This is a genomic window from Roseomonas aeriglobus, from assembly GCA_016937575.1.
Lineage (GTDB): Bacteria > Pseudomonadota > Alphaproteobacteria > Sphingomonadales > Sphingomonadaceae > Sphingomonas > Sphingomonas aerigloba.
Window position 1 is genome coordinate 171,041 of the sequence record JAFHKN010000005.1, and the last position, 21,940, is coordinate 192,980.

The 21,940-nt window shown below is 64.7% G+C and carries 16 protein-coding genes; 8 read left to right on the top strand and 8 right to left on the bottom strand.

All coding sequences use genetic code 11. The features are described 5' to 3' along the window. Positions 1-62 precede the first annotated feature (62 nt). Genes JW805_20045 through JW805_20065 form a run of 5 tightly spaced genes read left to right on the top strand, consistent with a single transcriptional unit; the run spans position 63 to position 7,670 of the window. Positions 63-476: a hypothetical protein gene (locus JW805_20045; protein MBN2974289.1), complete on the top strand. Its 414-nt coding sequence runs from the start codon at positions 63-65 to the stop codon at positions 474-476. A 59-nt stretch (positions 477-535) separates the two neighbouring features. Continuing rightward, on the top strand, positions 536-1,816 hold the full coding sequence (locus tag JW805_20050) for a TolC family protein (protein MBN2974290.1): 1,281 nt from the start codon (positions 536-538) through the stop codon (positions 1,814-1,816). Continuing rightward, positions 1,816-3,066: an efflux RND transporter periplasmic adaptor subunit gene (locus JW805_20055; GenBank protein ID MBN2974291.1), complete on the top strand. Its 1,251-nt coding sequence runs from the start codon at positions 1,816-1,818 to the stop codon at positions 3,064-3,066. Before JW805_20050 ends, JW805_20055 begins: the two co-directional genes overlap by 1 nt. Further along, complete coding sequence (locus tag JW805_20060; protein ID MBN2974292.1) at positions 3,056-6,277, top strand: CusA/CzcA family heavy metal efflux RND transporter; 3,222 nt, start codon at positions 3,056-3,058, stop codon at positions 6,275-6,277. Before JW805_20055 ends, JW805_20060 begins: the two co-directional genes overlap by 11 nt. Before the next feature lie 58 nt (positions 6,278-6,335). Beyond that, the gene (locus JW805_20065) at positions 6,336-7,670 is read left to right on the top strand and encodes an MFS transporter (protein ID MBN2974293.1); all 1,335 of its coding nucleotides are present in this window, start codon (positions 6,336-6,338) and stop codon (positions 7,668-7,670) included. Positions 7,671-7,725: 55 nt separating this feature from the next. Here JW805_20065 and JW805_20070 read toward each other — a convergent pair whose 3' ends face one another. The 5 genes from JW805_20070 to JW805_20090 all read right to left on the bottom strand — a co-directional run bounded on the left by JW805_20070 (position 7,726) and on the right by JW805_20090 (position 10,837). Continuing rightward, the gene (locus JW805_20070) at positions 7,726-8,055 is read right to left on the bottom strand and encodes a hypothetical protein (GenBank protein ID MBN2974294.1); all 330 of its coding nucleotides are present in this window, start codon (positions 8,053-8,055) and stop codon (positions 7,726-7,728) included. Between the two features lie 31 nt (positions 8,056-8,086). Further along, positions 8,087-8,680: a transmembrane anchor protein gene (locus JW805_20075; GenBank protein MBN2974295.1), complete on the bottom strand. Its 594-nt coding sequence runs from the start codon at positions 8,678-8,680 to the stop codon at positions 8,087-8,089. Beyond that, complete coding sequence (locus JW805_20080; GenBank protein ID MBN2974296.1) at positions 8,677-9,396, bottom strand: HupE/UreJ family protein; 720 nt, start codon at positions 9,394-9,396, stop codon at positions 8,677-8,679. Before JW805_20080 ends, JW805_20075 begins: the two co-directional genes overlap by 4 nt. Before the next feature lie 111 nt (positions 9,397-9,507). After that, positions 9,508-9,810 carry a hypothetical protein gene (locus JW805_20085; GenBank protein ID MBN2974297.1) on the bottom strand — a complete coding sequence of 101 codons (303 nt, stop codon included), beginning with the start codon at positions 9,808-9,810 and terminating at the stop codon, positions 9,508-9,510. A 136-nt stretch (positions 9,811-9,946) separates the two neighbouring features. Continuing rightward, a complete protein-coding gene (locus tag JW805_20090; protein MBN2974298.1) occupies positions 9,947-10,837 on the bottom strand; it encodes a recombinase family protein in 891 nt (296 codons plus the stop codon). A 607-nt stretch (positions 10,838-11,444) separates the two neighbouring features. Between JW805_20090 and JW805_20095 the strand changes: the two genes are divergently transcribed. Then, the gene (locus JW805_20095; GenBank protein MBN2974299.1) at positions 11,445-12,239 is read left to right on the top strand and encodes a hypothetical protein; all 795 of its coding nucleotides are present in this window, start codon (positions 11,445-11,447) and stop codon (positions 12,237-12,239) included. Here JW805_20095 and JW805_20100 read toward each other — a convergent pair. From JW805_20100 to JW805_20110, 3 genes are all read right to left on the bottom strand, one after another. Then, the gene (locus tag JW805_20100; GenBank protein MBN2974300.1) at positions 12,219-13,232 is read right to left on the bottom strand and encodes a ParB/RepB/Spo0J family partition protein; all 1,014 of its coding nucleotides are present in this window, start codon (positions 13,230-13,232) and stop codon (positions 12,219-12,221) included. The two genes, JW805_20095 and JW805_20100, sit on opposite strands and share 21 nt — an antisense overlap. A 79-nt stretch (positions 13,233-13,311) precedes the next feature. Beyond that, positions 13,312-14,514: an AAA family ATPase gene (locus JW805_20105; GenBank protein MBN2974301.1), complete on the bottom strand. Its 1,203-nt coding sequence runs from the start codon at positions 14,512-14,514 to the stop codon at positions 13,312-13,314. A 168-nt stretch (positions 14,515-14,682) separates the two neighbouring features. Next, positions 14,683-15,843 carry a replication initiation protein gene (locus tag JW805_20110; protein MBN2974302.1) on the bottom strand — a complete coding sequence of 387 codons (1,161 nt, stop codon included), beginning with the start codon at positions 15,841-15,843 and terminating at the stop codon, positions 14,683-14,685. Positions 15,844-16,407: 564 nt separating this feature from the next. On the opposite strand from JW805_20110, the gene JW805_20115 reads away from it, so the two are divergent. Continuing rightward, positions 16,408-17,262 carry a toprim domain-containing protein gene (locus tag JW805_20115; protein MBN2974303.1) on the top strand — a complete coding sequence of 285 codons (855 nt, stop codon included), beginning with the start codon at positions 16,408-16,410 and terminating at the stop codon, positions 17,260-17,262. 77 nt (positions 17,263-17,339) lie between these two features. Next, on the top strand, positions 17,340-21,563 hold the full coding sequence (locus JW805_20120) for a strawberry notch family protein (GenBank protein ID MBN2974304.1): 4,224 nt from the start codon (positions 17,340-17,342) through the stop codon (positions 21,561-21,563). Positions 21,564-21,940: the final 377 nt, after the last annotated feature.

Genomic DNA, 21,940 nt, shown 5'->3' on the forward strand with positions numbered 1-21,940 from the left:
TCCATGTCGTTGGAAGCGGTTACTGATTGAGCCCCCGCCCTTCACCGGCTAGAACCCCATCCATGCGCATTTCGAGGCTCTTCCTGGCGAACCGGTTTTGGGCGATGTTTTGTATCGCCTTGGCCGTCGTCTTTGCTGGCGCCTCGCTTTCCACGTCTATCGACAAGATCCAGCATGCGCCGGGTGTTTCGTTCGAACACGACCATTCCTTATTCAGCGATGCTTCCATCATACAAGACCATGCCGACGATCATCACGTGCCCCAACCCGGCGACAACGATCCGTCCGACCATCTACCCGGCAGCCATCACCATCATGGCGATGGCGGCTCGGCTGTGCCGGTGACGGCCTCGGCGGATTCCGTCCAAGTCGCTTTGTCCAGCGAACTGCTCGGGCTTGCGCCGGATAACCAGACACCAGGCCTGCGCATTCCCGGCCCCGAACGACCTCCCAAGAGCCTCGCGATCCCAAGCTGAGCCGCCGCGTCATGTGAGGCGCGGCATCTGCCACGCCTGCTCGTGAGGCCGTTCTTGTCATGCTTTCCATCCTCGTTGCGCGCCGACCGGCGCGTTTGCGGCGCGCGCTTGCGATAGGCGCAGCGCTGGCCGCCCTGTCCGCGCCTTCAATCGGCGCGGCGCAGTCCCTCAGCCTGTCGGATGCGCTGTCGCGCGTCGCATCCGGCGATCCTTCCGTCGCAGCGAACGCCGCGCGGCTCCGTGCGGCCGATGCCGCCATTACCCAAGCCGATGTGCGGCCACGCGATGTCGTCGGCGTCGATGTCGAGGATTTCGCGGGCACCGGCCCCCATTCCCCGCTCGAACGATCGCAGACCACCGCCTGGTATGAGCGAACGTGGGAACGCGGCGGCAAGCGCGAAGCCCGCATCGGTGCGGCCCGCTCGGACCTGGGCATCGCTGTCGAGCGCAACCGCCTACGGATGCTCGACCTCTTGGCCCAGGTGCAAGCCGCCTGGGTCGATGCGCTGGCAGCCGAAGCAGTAATCTCTATTGCCGAACAGCGCCTCGCCGCCGCCCAGCGCGTGGAAGCGGAGACCGGCCGCCGTGTCGGGCGCGCGCTCGATCCGCTGTTCGCGGGCGAACGGGCGAGGACCGCCGTGGCGCAAGCCCGCATCGCGCTCGATCAGGCGCGGGAGACTGCGCGGATCGCCCGCGCCAGTCTCGCTGCCTTCTGGGGCGGCACGGCCGATTACAATCTCGATCCCTCGCCGTTCGGGATCGCTACCCCCGGCGCGACGGCGGCCGAGGACAGTCCCGACCTCGCCCTGCTCGCCGCCGAGCGCGACGCTGCCGGTGCCCGCGTGCGGCTTGCGGAGACCGGCAATGCCGGCGACCCGACCGCGCGGGTTGGCGTTCGCCATTTCGGGCAAGGCAATGACGTGGCGATTATAGTTGGCGGCTCGATCCCGCTCGGCAACCGCGCCGCCAATCGCGGCAATGTCGCGCGCGCCAATGCCGAAGCTCAGGCCCCCGAAGCCGAGATCGCCGTCGCGCGGGTGCAGGTGCGGCGTGAAATCGACCGGCTGACAGCCGAACGGGCGAGCCTTGCCGCCGAGATCGTCCGGATCGAACGCGAGGTTCTGCCGAGCGCGGAGCGCGCGGTGGTGCTGGTGCGCGATGGTTTCGCGCGCGGCGGCACCGCCTTCACCTTCCTCGAAGTCAACCAGGCCCAGCAGGCCGTCGTCGATGCCCGGTCCCGCCGGGTCGAGCTGCTGCGCCGCTTCCATCTCGATGGCGCCCGGCTCGACCGGCTGACCGGTCGCCATGCCTCCCTCCTTGCCAGCGCGGAGAACCGCTGATGACACGATCCTTCCTTTTCGCGGGCTCGCTGCTCGCTCTTTCCCTGCTCGCCGGATGCGGCGAGTCCCCTGCCACCAAGGAGGCGGCCGAACCCAAGGCGGCCGCTGCCGCCGACGACTATGAACGCGGGCCGCATCGCGGGCGAATGCTGCGCGACGGCGATTTCGCGGTCGAGATCACCATCTTCGAGGATGGCGTAGATCCCGAGTTCCACGTCTATGCCTACCGGAAAGACAAGCCCATTCCGCCAGGCGAAGTCCAGCTTGCGATCGAGCTGTCGCGCCTTGGCGGCAAGGTCGATCGTTTTGCCTTCACCCCGCAGGAGGACTATCTGCGCGGCGGCGGTGTGGTGATCGAGCCTCATTCGTTCGACGTGAAGGTGCGCGCGGTCGAAGGCGGCCGCACGCACAACTGGACCTACGCCTCCTATGAGGGCCGGACGACGATTTCGGCCGAGGCGGCGCGGGCCGGAGGCGTCAAGACCGAGCGCGCGGGTTCCGCGACCGTTGCCGAGCTGATCGACATGGGCGGGCGGATCGAGATCACGCCCGAAGGCAAGGCCGATGTCCGCGCCCGGCTTCCCGGCCAGATCGTCTGGATGACCGGCAAGCTGGGCGATCGGGTCAGCCGGGGGCAGACACTCCTGCGCGTCGAGTCCAGCCATTCGCTCCAGACCTACGCGGTGCCGGCGCCGATCAGCGGCACCATCATCGAGAAGAACGCCAATGTCGGCGACACCACCGGCGACCGGGCGCTGTTCGTGGTTGCCGATCCCACGAAGCTCCATGCCGAGTTCTTCGTCTATCCCCGCGACGCCGAGCGCGTGCGCGTGGGCCAGCGGGTGAGCGTGCGAAGCCTGTCGGGCGAAGCGAAGCTCGACGCGCCCGTGGAAGCCGTGCTGCCGACCGCGGACGTCGCCAGCCAGACGATGATGGCGCATGTCCATCTGCCGCCCGAAGCGTCGCGAACCTTCCGCCCCGGCATGGGCGTCGAGGGATCGTTCGCCGTGGCCGAAGCGCAAGTGCCGCTCGCGGTCAGGACCAAGGCCATCCAGCGGTTCCGCGATTTCGAGGTGGTCTATGCCAGGGTCGGCAACACCTACGAGGTGCGGATGCTGGAGATCGGGCGGCGCACGCCTGAATGGACCGAAGTGCTCGGCGGCCTCGAACCCGGCACCGAATATGTGACCGACGGCGCTTTCCTGATCCGCGCCGACATCGACAAGTCGGGGGCCAGCCATGACCACTGAGACCGCCACCCACAAGCATACGCCCTTGCTTGAACGCCCACCTCTTCTGGAAAAGATTGTCGCCTCCGCGATCCGCTTCCGCTGGGCCGTGCTGGTCGTTGTCGCGCTGCTCTGCGGCATCGGCGTCTGGGCCTTCCAGCGCCTGCCGATCGACGCGACGCCGGACATCACCAACGTCCAGGTGCAGATCAACAGCGAAGCGACCGGCTTCTCGCCGCTCGAAGCCGAGCAGCGCGTCACCTTCCCGGTCGAGACCGCGATCGCCGGTTTGCCGGGCCTGCAATATACCCGCTCGATCTCGCGCTACGGTCTTTCCCAGGTAACGGCCGTGTTCGAGGACGGCACCAATATCTACTTTGCGCGCCAGCTCATCAACGAACGGCTCCAGACGGCGCGCGACCAGCTTCCCGATGGCGTCGCGCCCGAGATGGGGCCGATCGCCACCGGGCTGGGCGAGATCTTCATGTATACGCTGGAAGCGGCGCCGAATGCCCGCAAGCCGGATGGGAGCCGCTATACACCCGAAGATCTGCGCACGCTTCAGGATTGGGTGATCCGGCCCCAGCTCAGGAACACCCCCGGCGTCACCGAGGTCAACAGCATCGGCGGCTATGAGCGACAGTATCATGTGACGCCGCTGCCTGACCGGCTCTCGGCCTATGGGCTTACTCTCAACGATGTTGTCGAGGCATTGGGGCGCAACAACGCCAATGTCGGCGCGGGCTATGTCGAGCGCTACGGCGAGCAATATCTGGTCCGCGTGCCGGGCCAGGCGTCGGGCATCGACGATCTCAAGTCGATCATCGTAACCAATCGGGGCGGGATACCGATCCGCGTGGCCGATGTCGCCGATGTCGGCATGGGCGAAGAACTGCGCACCGGCGCGGCGACCGAGAACGGCCAGGAAGTCGTGCTCGGCACCGTGTTCATGCTGGCTGGTGAGAACAGCCGGATCGTCGCGCGCGCGGCCGCCGCGCGGCTCGAGGAAGCGGCCAGGGCGCTCCCGGCGGGCGTGAAGGCCGTGCCGATCTACGATCGCACCGATCTCGTCGAACGGGCGATCTGGACCGTCGAGAAGAACCTGCTCGAAGGTGCGCTGCTGGTGATCGTCGTCCTGTTCCTGCTGCTCGGCAATATCCGCGCGGCGCTCATCACGGCGGCGGTGATCCCGATTACCATGCTGATGACCATCACCGGCATGGTGCGCGCGGGCGTCTCGGGCAATCTCATGAGCCTGGGCGCGCTCGACTTCGGGCTGATCGTCGATGGCGCGGTCATCATCGTCGAGAACTGCCTGCGCCGGTTCGGCGAGGCACAGCACCAGCTAGGGCGGCTGCTGAAACGCGAGGAACGCTTCGCGCTCGCCGCGTCGGCGACGTCGGAGGTCATCCGGCCGTCGCTGTTCGGGATGCTCATCATCGCTCTGGTCTATGTGCCGATCTTCGCGCTCACCGGCGTCGAGGGGAAAATGTTCCACCCGATGGCGATCACCGTCGTCATGGCGCTGACCTTCGCGCTGATCCTGTCGCTGAGCTTCGTGCCGGCGGCAGTCGCGCTGTTCGTCACCGGCAAGGTTGAGGAGAAGGAAAGCCGTCTGATGGGCTGGGCGCGCAAGGTCTATGCGCCCGCGCTCGATGCCGCCCTGCGGCTCCGGGTTGCGTTCGTCGCGGGCGCGGTGGCGCTGGTCGCCATCGCGGGCTTTGCCGCGACGCGCATGGGATCGGAGTTCGTTCCCGATCTCGACGAGGGCGACATCGCGCTCCACGCCCTGCGCATCCCCGGCACAAGTCTCAGCCAGGCGATCCAGATGCAGACCACGCTCGAAGCGCGATTGAAGCGGTTCCCCGAGGTCGAGCGGATCGTCGCCAAGATCGGCACCGCCGAAGTGGCGACCGATCCGATGCCCCCTTCGGTCGCCGATACCTTTATAATGCTCAAGGATCGCAGCGAATGGCCGGACCCGCGCAAGCCCAAGGCCGAGCTGGTCCGCGAGATGCAGGAAGCCGCCGCGACCATTCCCGGCAACAATTACGAGTTCACCCAGCCGATCCAGATGCGATTCAACGAACTGCTGTCGGGCGTCCGGGCCGATGTCGCGATCAAGGTGTTCGGCGACGATCTCGATCAGTTGTTGGAGATCGGTCAGGCCGTCGAAGGCGTGGTGAGCGGCATCGAGGGCGCGCAGGATGTGAGCGTCGAGCAGGTTACGGGGCTGCCCGTCCTCCAGATCACGCCCGACCGGGCGGCGCTGGCGCGGCTCGGCCTCAACATCGGTGATATCCAGGAGGTGGTGGCGGTCTCGATCGGCGGCCGGGAGGCCGGGCGGATATTCGAGGGCGACCGGCGCTTCCCGGTGATCGTGCGATTGCCCGAGGACATCAGGAGCAAGGCCGACGAGATCGGGCGCTTGCGGATTCCGCTGGCAGGCAATGGCGCCAACCCGCGCGGGTTCGTGCCGCTCGCCGATGTCGCCAAGGTCGAGGTGGTGATCGGACCCAACCAGATCAGCCGCGAGGACGGCAAGCGCCGCGTCGTCGTGACCGCCAACGTGCGCGGGCGCGATCTCGGCTCGTTCATCGAGGAGCTTCAGCAAAAGGTGGACGCCGAGGTCGAAGTCCCCTCCGGCTATTGGGTGAGCTATGGCGGTACGTTCGAGCAATTGATCTCGGCGGCCGAGCGGCTGCGCCTGGTGGTGCCCGCCGCGCTGCTGCTGATCTTCGGCTTGCTCTACGGCCTGTTCCGATCCGCCAGGGATTCCGCCATCGTCTTCTCCGGCGTGCCGCTGGCGCTGACCGGCGGCGTGGCGGCGCTGCTGATCCGGGGTATGCCGCTCTCGATCTCGGCGGGTGTCGGGTTCATCGCGCTCTCGGGCGTGGCGGTCCTGAACGGCGTGGTGATGCTAAGCTTCATCCGGCAGCTCCGCGCCAGTGGCAACGGCCTTGAGGATGCGATCCGCGAAGGCGCCCTCACCAGGCTGAGACCCGTGCTGATGACCGCGCTGGTGGCAAGCCTCGGGTTCGTGCCGATGGCGTTCAACGTCGGCGCGGGCGCGGAAGTGCAGCGGCCGCTCGCAACAGTTGTGATCGGCGGCATCATCTCCTCGACACTGCTGACGCTGCTGGTCCTGCCCGCGCTCTATCGCCTCGTGCATGGCCGCAGGGCCGAACCCGAAACGCGAACGCCGCCGGACATGGCGCCCGCCATAAACTGACCCATGCCGCTCCCATGCGTCGATCGCGCATGGGAGCGGACAGTCTGAGGAATTGCCCATGCTCTCGGTTCTCGCCAATCGCACCTACCGCCACCTGTTCCTGGCGCAGATAATCGCGCTGGTCGGCACCGGCCTCGCCACGGTCGCGCTCGGCCTGCTCGCCTATGACATCGCCGGGGCCGATGCGGGGGCCGTGCTCGGCACGGCGATGGCGATCAAGATGATCGCCTATATCGGCGTCGCCCCGGCCGTCGGCGCCTATGCGAGCCGCTTGCCGCGCCGCAGCTTCCTTGTCGCGATGGACGTGATCCGTGGGCTGGTCGCGCTGGCGCTGCCGTTCGTCGATCAGGTCTGGCAGGTCTATTTCCTGATCTTCGTGCTGCAATCAGCCTCGGCCGGATTCACGCCCACCTTCCAGGCCACCATTCCTGACGTGCTGCCCGACGAGAAGGACTATACTAGCGCATTGTCGCTCTCGCGCCTCGCTTACGACATGGAAAGCCTGACCAGCCCGATGCTCGCCGCCGCGCTGCTGACGGTGATGAACTTCCACTGGCTGTTTTCGGGTACCGCGATCGGCTTTGCCTGCTCGGCGCTGCTGGTCCTGACGACGGTTCTGCCGCGTGCTGCCGCCGCCAAGCCAAAAGGCGGCATCTACGACAACACCACGCGCGGCGCCCGGCTCTATCTCAAGACGCCCCGGCTGCGCGGGCTGCTGGCGGTGACGCTCGCCGCCGCCGCCGCGAGCGCGATGGTGATCGTCAATACGCCGGTGCTGGTGCAGGCGGCGCTCGGGTTGGGGCAACGGGAGGTGGCGATCACGCTCGCCGCGTTCGGCGGCGGCTCGATGTTGGCCGCGCTGCTGCTGCCGCGCCTGCTCGACAAGCTGCCCGACCGCACGGTGATGCTTGCGGCGGCCCCGGCAATGACCATCGCGCTGGCCGCGCTGGCTCTCTCATGGCGCGGTCATGCCTCGCCCGGCTATTGGAGCGTCATTCTCGCGGGGTGGGCGGTGCTCGGCATTGCCTATTCGGCGAGCATCACGCCGGGCGGCCGCCTGTTACGACGATCGTCGGGCGAAGCGGATCGGCCCGCCCTGTTCGCCGCGCAGTTCGCGCTCAGCCATGTGTGCTGGCTCGTCGCCTATCCGCTGGCTGGCCAGACCGGCGCGCAGGGTGGCATGGGCCTGGCGTTCGCGGTCGCCGCCGCGCTGTCGCTGATCGGCGTGGGACTAGCGTTCCTGATCTGGCCAAAGGAGGATGCCGACGTGGTGGAGCACGATCACGCCGCCCTTCCGCCCGACCATCCCCATCTCGCCGAAGGCCATCCGCAGGGTCGCGCGGCCCATATATTCGTGATCGACGAACTGCATCCGCACTGGCCGATCCGATAGGATCGCGGAGTCGGAAAAGCGGACGCCGGGGGATGGCCCCGGCGTCCTTGCAGGGTCAAGGCTGGCGGAAGTCGCCCAAGACGAACTGGCCGCCTGCCGTCAGCACGACATGGAACAGCTTGCGCGCCGCATTCGGTTCGGCTTCGTTGCGAAAGGTCACGATCGTCTGGCGCTGACCCTGGCTGGTGCGCTCGCGCGTGCCGGCAACGGTCGCCTTCGACCAGCTCGCCGGCAGCTTCGCCTGGCTGATGAGCCGCACCACATTGTCGCGGGCGGTCTGCTGGGGGGTGCGCGCCTCATGCTCCTCGTCGTCATGGTCGGGATGGGCGAGCGCCGGGGCAGCATGGAGCGCGAAGGCGGCAAGAGCGATAAGAGCAATACGCATGGAAATATCCTTTTCAGATTGGAAATGAGGTTCAGGGAAGCGCGGCGAACTTCTCGAAGTCGCCGGTTGCGGTCACGGTGATGGTGACGGGCTGGTCGGTGCGGTTCTTCCAATACCAGCCATGCGTGCCGTCGAAGGGCGCGCGGAACTTGCCCGATGCGCCAGCCGAGCTGCCTTTCTCATAGCTCGTATAGTCGTCGCTCGCAGCGCCTGCCGGCTCGCCGTGCAGCTCGAAACGGACCTCCGCGCCATCCGTGGCCCAGCGATAGTCGAACTCGCCGCCCGCCTTCATGGTCGCCTTGACCTCACGGCCTTCATTGGGAGCGAGCGTCAGCTTCACCTCGACGCGTTCCCCGGCCTTCAGCGCGGGCGCCGGGGATGCGGCGGGCGCTGCGGCCACGGGCGTCGCCGGGACGGCATGGCTTGCGGCTTCCGCCCGCTTGACCTTGCCCATCTCGGTCAGCCCGAGCAAGCGGCCGACGCCGGTGGGATCGACGCCATATTCGGCCGGAAGCACGGTCGTCACGAGAATGACGGCGGCGGCTCCGAGAGCGATCAGGGTCGCGCGGTTGAGCTGGCGCAGGCTCGGCAACTCCCCGATGCCGGGTTGCGGAACTTGGTTCATGATGCGGCTCCTTCCAGAGCAAAGCCCGCGAGCTGATAGCCGGTGAGCACGAAGCCCGCGGTCATCAGCACGACGTTGGCGGTGAAGGCATGGGCCGAAAAGCTGCGCGTGCGCCGCCAGTAGCCCATGACGATAAGGATGGCGGCGAGCGCGAGGATCTGCCCGATCTCGACGCCGACATTGAACGAGAGGAGATTGACGATCAGCCCATCCGGGGACAGCGAGAAGTCTTGTAGCTTGGTCGCAAGGCCGAAGCCGTGGAACAGGCCGAAGATCAGCACCGCCGCCTTGGTATTGGGCTGGACGCCGAACCATCGCTGGAACGCGCCGAGGTTGTCGAGCGCCTTGTAAACGACCGACAGGCCGATGATCGCATCGACCAGATAGGCGCTGACATTCGTGCCCATGAGGACGCCCGCGATCAGCGTCGTCGAGTGACCGATCGCGAACAGCGTCACATAGGCGGCGATGTCCTTCATCCGGTAGAGGAAGAAGATCACGCCGAACAGGAACAGCAGATGGTCGTAGCCCGTCACCATATGCTTGGCGCCGAGATAGAGGAACGCGCCGATCTGTGGCCCGCTCGTCTGTTCGATATAGCCCTGATCGCCCTCGGCGACGCCGTGCGCGAAAGCCGCGCCAGCGAAGGAAAAGGCCATCAGGGCAAGGAGGACCGTGCGGCAAATCGCCGGAGGTCTGGCCCGTAAGGAATTCATGACATGACTTTCCTGAGCGCCGGACGGGCAAGCGGCCCGCCAGGCACATGCCTGGAGAAACGGCGCGAAACAAACCCGCACCGCGTTCACGCGGCGGCTGCCGCATCAGGCTCAGGCGGCGGGTGGCTCGAGCAGCGGCGCGAGAACGGCCGATGGCAGTTGCGGTTGGTTGTGCGGCCAGTGTCGGGGCGCTCGGTCAAGCCTCGTCGCCGGGACCGGCGCCGCATACGCGAGCCGGTCGACGAGCAGATGAACATGGGCGCTGGTCCCGTCCGATTCATGATCGGTATCGGGCGCATCGCTAGGGCTATGGCCATGCCCGGCATGATGATGTTCGGCCGTGAGCGCGTGATCGTGGCTGATCGACGCGATCGGACCGCCGTGGGAGAAAGCCAGCGTCAGCACGAACAGCAAGGAAAGTAGCCGGACGATCAACATAGCAAGGTCGAGAGACCTTTCCTTCCAAAGTGTTCTTAAGCCCGAATCCTGCGAACTTCGCAATTCCTGACCGCGCTTATCTGCGAATTATTCGCAAAAAGGAAGCTCTGGATCAATCCTGGAGCAATTGCAGCTTCTGCGCTTGCCCAATCACCCGCCGCACGCCCTCGGGCGACCATGCCAATCCGCCGCGCGGCGTTGGCTCACGCAGATCTCGGGTCAGCCAGGACGCAATGTCCCGTAACGAGGAATCCGGATGCGTTTTCAGGCGATCGGCGACAAGCCGCGCGACCCGCGTATCAGGCGGCAGGCGCGGTGCCTGGTCAAGGATGATTGCATCGGCATAGCCGGCCTTTACCAGGGCTCGGCACGCTTTCACCAGAGTTCGCTCGCTGAACGAGCGCACGGGTGGCGTGATGGCGCGGATTTGCCGTAGGACTAGTGCCCAAGGCAGATGCGGCCGCAATCTGGCAACCGTCGGCAACCAGCGGTGCCGATCGTCGATCAACTCATTGAGATAGCGTTCCTTGAGGCTGTAGCGGATATCGGCGATCGCCGCCGGATCGCGTGCGCGCATCTTCGGGTTTCCAGGTTTAGCTCCTCGTGCAACGGCCGCCTTAAGACCGGCGCGGGTCCGCTCGCGGATCAGCGCACGCTCGAACTCCGCGAAGGCGCCGAGCATTTGCGTCATCAGCATGCCCTGCGCGCTCGATGTATCGATCGGATCGTTGATCGAGCGAAAATAGGCGCCCTTCCCCCTCAGGGTCTCCACGATCTCGAGCAGATGCGAAAGCGATCGTGCCAAACGGTCGATCCGAACCACCAGCAACGTATCGCCATGCCCGACGCGTGCGAGCGCACGCGCGAGGTTCGGACGATCGCGGCTGCCCCCGCTCGCCTTGTCCTCGAGGATCACCGTGCAGCCTTCGGCGCGCAGCGCACTGAGCTGGATGGCCGTGTCCTGCTCGTCGGTCGAGACCCGCGCGTAGCCGATCAAAGCCATTTGTCACATTCCATATAACGGGGTCAAACGACCGGTTGTCCCCGTACGATAGAGTTTTGAGCAAGTGGCGGCTGGTCTTGATCGCCATGAACGCGCGCCGGTGATCCAAGGAGAGAATGTTGCGCGCCGCGCCAGCGCCTATACCCGTGAGGGATTGAGCCCCCTCCCCACTCAAAGGTTCAAAAGCGCCCCAATCCGCGACTTTCCGGCGCTTTGCCAATGCCAGTCCAGTGGTTTGGTATCGGAGTCCGGAGGTTTGGGGTCAGCCTGACGCGCTACATCGCGGGAAACGCTGGAGTCCGGTCGTATAGGGAAACCGACACTTGTAGCCCACCTTATAAAGAACGGTCAAATCTGCTTATGTGATAAGTGCGATTATCAAGGGTCCATGCAAAACAACGTACGAGAGAGGAAACCAACTACTGACTTTGGTTTCTCGGCGTGGCATCGTCGGTTACCCATGGCCCGCGACGACAACCCTCCCGCCGATGACCCTTTTCTCCTGCTGGGGCGCCTCGACGGCCGCCTGTAGGGTAGCACAAGCGCGGACATCTTTCTCGCCCGTTCGCGTCTTGAAGGAGCCTCCGCCCTTTGCGGCCTCGCCGGCGTGCCGATCGCAGTGAGAGACCTGCAAGACTGGATCGCGGGCCGCACGCCCCCTCCCCGCTCGTCCGAGGGACTCAACGATCCGATCTCGGTGGCGGCCATCTTCCACATCGCCCTCAGCCGGGATGAGGACCTCAGCGACCCACTCGCCCGCGCGACGCTGAATGCGCTACGTTCCGTTTTGGACGATCGCGCTGAAGCGGAAACCTATGCGACGTCGGACCTCGCCCATTTCGGTCCACTTTGGCGGCAAGTGCAGGCGGCCGCAGACGCCCCCTTCCCTACTGGCGACCTCCTCAGCGTCGCGGACCGCATCTTCGAGCTGGCCGCATCCACCGAGCCAGCGCCCACAAGCGGATGGGATGTAGTTAGTCTCGATGGTCGGACGCTCAACCTTCCACCGCGCGGTCGCGACCGAAACTGGCTGCTTGCGGTCGCCGTGCCACGGATGCTCTACCGCGCCGGCTTCACCACGCGGGTCATCCCCTCTTTTATCCTGCTGCCAAAGTACCTGCCCCCCTCCCCCGCTGAGCTCGCCAGGCTGATGGTGCAGGCGATTGGCCGAACGGCTCAGACGGGGCTTCGGGAACTGGCTTCCCTCGAACGTGCGGCGGCGCGCATCCAATTGGATCTCCAGGCCACGAAGCGGAGCAAGGCTCCCCTGCTCGCTCGGCTCCAACTCTCCTACCCGGGACTTCAGCCCGCCGCGGTCGCGCGCCTTTTGAAGGTGACGCCCCAAGGTGCCCGCAAGCTCCTGGCGTCGGCCTCGTCCGCGTCACGCCCAGTGCTGATCTAGTACCGCTCGGATTGCCTCCTCCGCATCCTGGCGGGACGCTCCGCCCTTGCTCAGCAGGGTCAAGCGAATGCCCTTCCGGTCGGCGCCCTCAATCCGGAGCACCGGCTTCCCGGTTGAACTGGAGATGGTCTCCGGCTTTCCTGACCTCTTGGGGGATCCTGACCTCTTGGGGGGGTCTACCGCCAAGGTGAGCGCCTTGATCACATCGAGAACCGGCAGCGCCTCGCCGCTCGCCGCCTGCGCTTCGGAAAGCCGCGCTGCCTCCTTGTAGGCCCTCGCCTTACGGTCCTCCGGCTTCAGAAGGCCCTTAAGGGCCATCGCGTTGCGAATGCCAAGATCCTGCGGATTCACGAACGCCCGGGTCAGCTCCTCTGGCAGGCGCGCCAGATCGAGGTAGCGGGTCAGCCAGCTCTCGGAGACCTTGAGCCTCTCGGCCATGGTCTTCTGGCGGCCGTCGTAATAGGTGTCGAGCGCGCGCAGATAGTCCCTCGCCCGCTCAAGGTCAGTCAGGTCATCACGAGCCCGGTTCTCGATGTCGGCGAGTCGGAAAGCTTCCTCGTCCCCGATTTCGCGCACATCGACCAGGAACTTGAAGTCAGGATAATTGTGGGTTCTCAGCCAGGTGATCGACCAATGCCGCCGCGCTCCACAGATCACTTCGAAATCGAAGTCAGGATCGCCTGAGACTCGCCGCACGATCGCCGGCATCTCCTGGCGCCCCTGCGCCTTGATGCTCTCGATCAGATCGGCGCAGCGTTCCTCGGTAAGCAGCGCGTAGTCGCGGTTGTGGCCTGCCCACATTCGACAGCGCGCCGGATCGACAAGCTCATGCGTGCGATTGACGATCGCGCCGGAAGCAAGGTCTGCAAGCCTATTCGAGCGCCCCGTCAGCACGTTTGAAGCGAGGCCCGAGCGACGCGGTGGCGGAGTCTCCTCGGACAGGTCGATGCCCGCCGCCAGATCGGCCGCGAAGCCGGTGTTTTTCCTGCTCATTCGAGCCTCCCTCTAGCGAATTGCACGCGTGCAATTGTTCCTTGTTCTCGCAAAATTGCACGCGTGCAATTTCGGACTTTCACGCCAGCGCAGCCTTGCGCAACGCTGCCTGATGGCTTGGCCACATCGACCTGATATCGACTTCGATCTCCGCGTTCACGCCGTCGAGATAACCAAGGCAGCGATTGCGAACGGCCGAGCTGGTCGCAGGGCCATCAAGCTCATACACGGTCATCAGCCGGGCGGTTGCATTATCGATCTCGGCCGAATCCTTGAGTGGTGTCCGCACCATCGCATGCCCGAACAGCGTCCGCATCAAATGCAGCAGCTCCTTTTGCATCGACTTGTTCTCGTCGACCTTGGAGCCGACGAACCGCAAGAACTGAAGCTCCGGCGCCAAACCACGCTCGGCCAGCTGCTCGATTGTCTCATCAAGCATCGACAGGAATGCCGCCGTTGACGAGAAATCCATGACCGTCGGCGGCACCGGAACGACCAGAGCGTTCGCCGCGCGGAGAACCGACAGCGAGATGGCGCCCAGCGCCGGCGGTGGATCCATCACGATCACGTCGAAACGATCCGAAATACTCTCGACCCCCTCCTTCAAGCGGTCGAGAAGCCCGTCGCTTCCCCGCGCCATGCGCGCGGCCAGTTCATACTCCGAGTTGAACAGGCGGAGGTTCGCCGGGATCAGCTCGAGGCCATCGAAATGCGTCTTGCGCAGTGCGTAATCGAGCGATGACCGCTCGCCCTCCCGGAGAAACGGATAGAGCGTATCGTCCTCGCCGAGGTCGAGATCGGGAACGTAGCCGAACAGCGTCGTTGCAGAAGCCTGGCTATCGCAATCGACGAGGGCAACGCGATAGCCCCGGATCGCAAGATATTGGGCAAGGTGGACCGCTACCGTGGACTTGCCCACCCCGCCCTTGAAGTTCTGGACGGCAACGACACAGCACGGATCAGTTGGCGCCCGATAGGGACGGGTTCCGAACACCCCTCGCATGTCATTCAGCTGAGCCAGCGTATATCGTTCGCGTCGATTGGTGTCGGTCCGCGATGGCTCGGGAAGGCGCCCGTCCTTCTCCGCATCGCGGATCGCCGCCGGCGTTCGACCTACCAACTCGGCCGCCTTGCTGATCGTGAAGGTCGGCTCGCGCCGGTCATCAGCCCGCGCACTACGGGCTGAATCGCGCAGCTTCTCAAGCACTGACGAAGTTCGACTCGCAAGCGTCGCAACCGAGACGATCCGCTCGGCTTCCTCTATCTCGAGTCCGTTAGCCACATGACTACCTTTCGCAATTCGGCGTGTGGTACACCGACTTGCGCTTTTCGGTCAAGAAATGACGAACTTTCGAAAGTCGTCGTACCGTGAAGCCGCCATCGGGCTCGTTTTACCCGTCATCCTGACTCGGTGGGGGTCATCGAAATTGCACGCGTGCAATTCCTGCTCTCAGGGACGTCCCCGACGGTTGACCCAGCCCTCGCAGAATCCCTTCCAAGACGCGACCATCTTGGCACCCCGGACCTTTCCAAGGCGCTCACCCATATGCTCGCGATAGGCATCCGCGATCATGTTGATGTCCCAGCCACCGCCATGTGCACGGCCGATCGCCAGGAGTTCATCCTCGCCAAAATGAAGCGACCCACGCGGGAACGTCTTCTCCTCCGGCTTGGCTTTGGGAAGAACCTTCTTTGGCGCCGAAATCATCCCCTGCCCTGCCCGCGCGACGCTCACCGTCTCCACGCTACCGTCACGCCTCGATTCGCGTCCCGATGAGTGCCGATTTAGCTCATCCACCGTCTCGATGACCTCGGGTGCGCCCTTTGGCTCGAAGCGGAACTCCAGCTCGGTGACCGTCCGCCCCTGCCGGATCTCCCGCCACTCCACCCTGAAATGGGCCAGCTGATCGATCTCGGCCTTCGCCTTTTCCAGCACCTTCCGCCGCAACTGGGCGAAGTCAGCATAGACCTCCGGCGGAATGCCGAGCGCGGCGCGGAGCGCTTGCATGTCGCCCTTCCATGTGGCCTGCCTCCGATGCAGCCGGAGCGCGCCAAGCTCATAAAGTTTTAGAGCGTAGCTCGATCTGAAGCCAAGAACGGCCTGCCGGTTGAGCACCGCATAGGTCTCGGAAGCCTGGATGAGCTTCCGCGCGTCGGGCGTGAACTCCCATTCGATCCAACCCGCCTCGCCACCGTCCTCCTCCGTCTCCTCGCGCGATCGCGAGATGAGCGAAAAGCGGAGCGTGGCCTTCTTCCCTCGCCACGATTTGTCGTCGACTGCGAACAGCGTGCGATGGAGCTCCTCCAACATGTCGCTGATACGCTCATTGCCCTTGTGACCCCGGCGGATGTCTGCCTTGCGCATGCGATGCGGACGATCCTCCCAGGCATCCCCGCCCGCCGTAAGGATCATCAGCGCAAGCAATCGCGAGGCTGTCAGACTAAGAGACTCGCCCTTGACGAACTTAACCTCGATGATGTTGCCTGGTTTGGCGAACTGATCGCCACCTTTGGCCTTCAGCGCCGCCGCAACTCGCATCGCACGGCCTGGCGATGCTTCCTCGCCGCTCTGGTCTACTGCCTCGTCTATTTGGCCAGCGTCGGTTTCCATGCCATAATTACGATCAGTTGTGAGTCTCCGGTGCCTAGTTGCTGCCTGACCTGACCTCGTCCGTCAAGTCAGGTCAGGATCATCCGCCGCCCGGCCTCCCCCAATCGGTCAGGACAAATTTGCATGGCTGTGGGCAAGAATTCGAGGAACGCTGCCGAGTCGCGCGGCGCCCCCCAAACAATGCTCGCGAACCGCCTTTCCGATCGCTTCGTCGATCAGGGCGCCTCAAAACTAGGCCGAAGCACGCCAAGAATGACGCCCCCCCCCAATCGGTCAGGATTGCCCCAGCAGGTCAGGTATCGCCCCCCAACGGGACAGGTTGAAGCCCCCAATGGGTCAGTCAAACACCCCCGTCCGGTCAGGCAAAACGCCGTAGTCCGTTGATTTCTATGAGCTTTTCGTGCCCTGAATCTGAATCTTTTGAATCACGAATCCTTCCGCTGCGAGCAGCGGCGTTTTTAAAGATGATTCTTTGAGGAAGTTCACCCGAGTCGCACCCGTCGACAACTGGCACGTCGCTGAGGAGGGGAGAGGGGTCTAGGCTGGCGAGCAGGAGGTGAACCCATGCCGCTTACAGCCAAGAGGCCCACGCAGGAACTAGTCGACATCGTCGGAGCGCTCGGTGGTACCTGGAGCGGCTATATCGCGATGTGCCGCTGCCCAGCTCATAGCGACAGCGATCCAAGCCTGTCGATCCGCCAAGGTGATCGCGGGATCCTCGTTACCTGCTTTGCCGGATGCTCGCGAGAAGACGTCCTGCGGGAACTCCGCCGGGTCCGACCAGATCGCCACTATTCGGCACCCGAGGCAACCGGTCCGCAGCGCCCGGCCAATGTCGAGCGGCTCTGGGAGCAGGCTGGCGATGTTCGAGGCACCTTGGCCGAGCGCTATCTCGCTCGCCGCAACCTCCTTCCGCCGCCACGCGAGGTGCGCTTCCATCCGCGGTGCCCGTACATGCCGAAGCCGAAGACCATATTCGAGCCTGCCCTGCTGATCGCGGTGCGCGAGACCCGTCAACTGGTCGCCATTCAGAGGATTTTTCTCGACCCCGCGACCGCCGACTATACGCGCAAGGTAATGCTTGGCACGCCTGGGAACGGCTCGTGGCGGGGCGGGGAGGGGGGCACCATCCTTGCGATTGCCGAAGGCTTCGAAACCGCAGATGCGTTCGCTCGTCTCAACGCCATCCCCTGCTGGGCTTCTCTCGGCGCACGGCGGCTCGATCAACTGGTCATCCCGTCCGCGATCGATACGCTGCTCATCGCCCAGGACAATGACGCCGAAGGCCGACGCGCCGCCGACAAGGCGGAAAACCTTTATCGACGGCCGGGTCTGATTATCCGCCGGGCACCGCCCCCGGCAAAGTTCAAGGATTGGGCGAAAGCCCTCGACGCCACCGTCCAGCGCATCAGCGCCTAGGCGCTCGGCGCCGGAAGAGGGGAGGGGGATCGAGAGCGTGATGCTGCTGAGGGTGCAGCCACGCAGGAGATTCCGAGATGACCGACCTCTTCCACGCGGCCGATGGCGCCGACCATCAAGCCGCGCGTCTTCTCCTTCCGCACCTCGCAGCGGACAGCGTCATCAGCCGCCGCCTGATCAACGATATCATGGTCACTGCTTTCGGCGGGTCCGACGCCGACGGTCGCTGGACTCAGCGCACGAGCTTCGAGGTCCTCGAACATGCGCTCGCCCTACACCTCCGCTCAAGCTGCCAGGGCTTGAATTCTTTTGCTGAAGTCAGCGGCCTGGTCGCACTTTCGGAGAGGCTCCCGACCCAGACGGTGCGGAGCGAGGAGCAACTCGACTGGCAGCAATTTTCAACGCCAGTCGACATCGCCGCCGTCGCGGTCCTGCTTGCGGACGTCCAGCCCGATGACGTCATCCTCGAGCCGAGCGCCGGCAACGGACTGCTTGTCGCTCAAATCGGGCAGCACAAAGCCCTCCACCTCAACGAGCTCGATCCCCTCCGCCGTGGGCGGCTGCACCACGTCTTCCCGGAGGCTACGATCTCCGGCGAGGATGGCGCAACGATCAACTCGACCTTGGCTGCTGCCGAGCGACCCTCGCTCATCCTCATGAATCCGCCGTTCTCGCGCTCCCTCGGGCGTGGCGCCGACGACTATGCGGCGGTCCGCCATCTACAGGCTGCGCTTCGCCGGCTGCAGTCGGGGGGACGTCTGGTTGCGATCATGCCTGATTGGTTCGGACCCAGCGCCAGAATGCGCGACCAGTACGAAACGGTGCTGCGCAACGTCACCGTCCAGACCTCGGTGCGGCTCGAAAAGTGCTATTTGAAGCACGGGACCTCGATCGCCGTCCGACTGTTCGTGATCGACAAGGTCCCCGGCAAGGCGCCGCCTTCCGTAATCCAGCGCTCTTCCGTGGCCGAGCTTCTCGATGCGCTGCGCGTTCCCGCAAGATCGAGGGCCCGTCGAGACGAGTGCGTGCCTGCGCCAAAGCGGTCGGGCGGCGTCTCGCTTTTTCGCGCGGTCAAGAGCAGCCGCCCAGAACCGCGGACCTTTCACGCACCCGTTCGTAACGATGTGCTCCCCGTCGAATATGAGAAGCTCGCGACGCCTGCACCGCTCCTCGAGCAGACCGGCGTCTATCTTCCCTACCGTCCAAGCCGCATCAGCTTCGCCACCGCCGGCGAACATCCGACCGCGCTGGTCGAATCCGTGGCGATGGGATCGATCCCGGCGCCGGTCCCCGACTATGTCCCGTCGCTACCCGAGCGCACCGTCGCCGAGCGCCTGCTTTCCGCTTCCCAGCTCGAAACGGTCGTCTATGCGGGGCATGCCTGGGCGCAGACGATCCCCGGTCGCTTCAAGCCGAACAAGGAAGGCGTCGGCTTGACCCTTGCCGAGGACGGCGACGCCTATCGAAAAGGCTTCTTCCTGGGAGATGGGACGGGTACAGGGAAGGGCCGGCAGATAGCAGCCTGCATTCTCGACAACTGGCTTCAAGGCCGTCGCCGCAACATCTGGGTCACCAAGAACGCCCCCCTTCTCGAAGATGCGCGCCGGGACTGGACTGCGCTCGGCGGTCTCAGCGGCGACATTCAGCCCATCTCCAACTGGAAGATCGACGAGCCGATCAGGCTCGATCAGGGTGTCCTCCTCGTCACCTATCCCACGCTGCGCTCGATGCGCGGCGATCACAGCCGGCTGAAGCAGATCGTCGATTGGGCGGGGGCCGACTTCCAAGGCGTGCTGGCGTTCGACGAGGCTCATGAAATGGGCGGCGTCGCGGGCGGGGAGGGCGCCCTTGGCGCCAAGGAAGGATCGCAGCAGGGTATCTGCGGCGTGCTTCTCCAGAACCAACTTCCCAGTGCGCGCGTGCTCTATGCCTCTGCGACCGGCGCGTCCGACGTCAACAATCTCGCATATGCGGTCCGCCTCGGTCTCTGGGGACCGGAGACCGCCTTTGCCGATCGCGAGCAATTCATCAGCGGCATCCGCAAGGGCGGCATCGCGGCGATGGAGCTAGTTGCTCGCGATCTCAAGGCGACCGGTCTCTACATGGCCCGAGCCTTGAGTTTCGCGGGCGTCGAGTACGAAATTCTGCGGCACGAGCTGACCCCGGCCCAGATCGAAATCTATGACACATATGCCGACGCCTGGTCGATCATCCACCAGAACATGGAACGGGCACTCGAACTCACCGGCGTCGTCGACGGGCTGGAAAACGCCACGCTGAACAGCGGTGCCAAGGCGTCGGCCCGCTCGCGCTTCGAATCCACCAAGCAGCGCTTCTTCGGACAGGTGCTGCTGTCCATGAAGCTTCCGACCGTGATCGCCGCCGTCCGCCAACATCTCGCAAACGGCCAATCGGTCGTACTACAGCTAGTTACCACCGCAGAGTCGATCCTGGATCGTCGTCTCGACGCGCTGAGCCCCGACGAGCGCGCCGAGCTCGAGATCGATCTGTCGCCTCGCGAATATGTGATCGACTATCTCGAGCGCGCCTTCCCGACGCGGCAGATGCGCATTTTCACGGACGATACCGGCACGCAGCGTTCCGTGCCCATGGAAGACGAGGCGGGAAATCCCGTTTACAACCCGGAGGCCGAGGCCGCCCGTTCACAGCTCATTGAAGACCTGTGTGCCTTGCCGCCAATCACCTCCGCACTCGACGGCCTGCTAGAGCAGTTCGGGCATGATACGGTCGCCGAAGTGACGGGGCGGACCAAGCGGCTTGTCTCGATGGCCGACGGCCGCCAGAAGCTGGAAACCCGCTCGACCCGGACCAGCCAGGCCGAGGCGGCCGCCTTCATGCAGGGCCGCAAGCGGATCCTCATCTTCTCCGATGCCGGCGGGACGGGTCGGTCATACCATGCGTCGCGCGACGTGCCGAACCAGGAACAGCGCGTCCACTTGTTGCTGGAGCCCGGCTGGCGCGCCGACCGGGCCATCCAGGGCCTGGGCCGCACCCATCGCACGCATCAGGCGAGCACCCCGCTCTTCCGGCCGGTGACAACCGATTGCAAGGGCGAGCTGCGCTTCACGAGCACGATCGCGCGCCGCCTCGACAGCCTGGGCGCTCTTACCCGCGGCCAGCGCCAGACCGGCGGGCAAAACCTCTTTGATCCCGCCGATAATCTCGAGAGCGAATATGCCTGCGCGGCGCTCGTCAGCTGGTTTCATCTGCTTGTCGGTGGCAAGCTGACCAGCGTGTCGCATAGCGAGTTCGAAAGCCGAACCGGGCTAGAGCTCTGCGATAAGGACGGAGTCATGAGGGATGAGCTTCCGCCCATCCAGCGCTGGCTCAACCGGATCCTGGCGCTCCCGATCGCCCTTCAGAACAAGATATTCGATGAGTTTCTTTCTTTGGTCGAAACCCGTGTTTCGGCCGCGCGCGACGCCGGGCGTCTCGACCTCGGAGTCGAGACGATCCTCGTCGACACCGCGACGCTGGTGGATGACACACTCTTGCGAACCGATCCGGTCAGTGGGGCGACATCACACCTGCTCACGATCGAGATCGCTCATCGCAGAACGCCGGTCGCGCTGGACCGCATCCTCCATATCGCGGACAGCGATGCTACAGCCGAGTTCCTGATCAACGGGAAGTCCGGCATGGTCGCGTTGCAGACCCGTGCCCGCGCTCTCATGGAGGAGAAAGAGGGAACGCCCATTCCGCGTTTCGAGCTTATGCGGCCGACACGGCGTGAATACATGCGGGAGCAGGAGCTGTTCGAGAGCGCCTGGACGCCGATCGACCGCGACGCTTTCTGTCGAAAGTGGCTCGAAGAGGCAGAAGTTGCAGCGAACAAGGTCGACACCGAAACCATTCGGCTCGCGACCGGCTTGCTGCTCCCGATCTGGTCCGCGCTGCCGAGCGATCATCTCGTGGTCAACCGGATCGCGGACAAGGCTGGCAACAGCTGGCTCGGACGCCTCGTCTTCGACGAGCATGTCGTGCAACTCTTCACAAGGCTCGGCATCGACCGTGCCGAGAACATGCCACCCGCGGATATCATCAAGTCTGCCTCGTCGGGACGCAGCGTCGATCTGACCAGGCCGTTCCCGATGACGATCAAACGCTCCCTGGTGAACGCCTCTCAGCGGATCGAACTGGTCGGTGCACCGTCGCAGCAACTCGCATGGCTTAAGGCCCTCGGTTGTTTCACCGAGGTCATCCAGTACCGAACCCGCATCTTCCTGCCCATGGCAACGGCCGGCGACACGCTCGATCGCATACTGCGCGCCGCTGCCTGAGGCGGCCAACGCGCATGCGGAATAAGCCACCGCGAATATTCGCAGGATTGAAAATTCGCGTTGTGCGCCCACATCTTAGCGATCGTTCAACAACGGAAAGGAGGTGGTCAGATGTCTCATTGTCATATGCCGCGTGCGGCAGTTCTCATGAGCAAGACCTCCGCCTCGGGAGTCCGGCTCGGCTGAGCTGCCCGTTCAGGCAGGACAATGGAACGGTCGTCCGAAAGGGCGGCCCTTCGTTTTTGTGCGCGCGTCTCTAAGCATGAGGCGACCGAGAGCGAGCACGGGGGGGGGCGGCGTCCACCCTCCCGGAGCGCTCTGAGCCAGAGAGAGGGAAGGGGGGTCGGGAATGGTGTCCGGAACTTGCCGGACGCCAT

Bases quoted from the DNA above. Each gene is read 5' to 3' on its own strand.
- JW805_20055 (MBN2974291.1), top strand. From the start codon at position 1,816: ATGACACGATCCTTCCTTTTCGCGGGCTCGCTGCTCGCTCTTTCCCTG.
- JW805_20060 (MBN2974292.1), top strand. From the start codon at position 3,056: ATGACCACTGAGACCGCCACCCACAAGCATACGCCCTTGCTTGAACGC.
- JW805_20075 (MBN2974295.1), bottom strand. From the start codon at position 8,680: ATGAACCAAGTTCCGCAACCCGGCATCGGGGAGTTGCCGAGCCTGCGC.
- JW805_20110 (MBN2974302.1), bottom strand. From the start codon at position 15,843: ATGGAAACCGACGCTGGCCAAATAGACGAGGCAGTAGACCAGAGCGGC.
- JW805_20090 (MBN2974298.1), bottom strand. From the start codon at position 10,837: ATGGCTTTGATCGGCTACGCGCGGGTCTCGACCGACGAGCAGGACACG.
- JW805_20115 (MBN2974303.1), top strand. From the start codon at position 16,408: ATGCCGCTTACAGCCAAGAGGCCCACGCAGGAACTAGTCGACATCGTC.
- JW805_20045 (MBN2974289.1), top strand. From the start codon at position 63: ATGCGCATTTCGAGGCTCTTCCTGGCGAACCGGTTTTGGGCGATGTTT.
- JW805_20100 (MBN2974300.1), bottom strand. From the start codon at position 13,232: ATGAGCAGGAAAAACACCGGCTTCGCGGCCGATCTGGCGGCGGGCATC.
- JW805_20080 (MBN2974296.1), bottom strand. From the start codon at position 9,396: ATGAATTCCTTACGGGCCAGACCTCCGGCGATTTGCCGCACGGTCCTC.
- JW805_20065 (MBN2974293.1), top strand. From the start codon at position 6,336: ATGCTCTCGGTTCTCGCCAATCGCACCTACCGCCACCTGTTCCTGGCG.
- JW805_20120 (MBN2974304.1), top strand. From the start codon at position 17,340: ATGACCGACCTCTTCCACGCGGCCGATGGCGCCGACCATCAAGCCGCG.
- JW805_20050 (MBN2974290.1), top strand. From the start codon at position 536: ATGCTTTCCATCCTCGTTGCGCGCCGACCGGCGCGTTTGCGGCGCGCG.
- JW805_20070 (MBN2974294.1), bottom strand. From the start codon at position 8,055: ATGCGTATTGCTCTTATCGCTCTTGCCGCCTTCGCGCTCCATGCTGCC.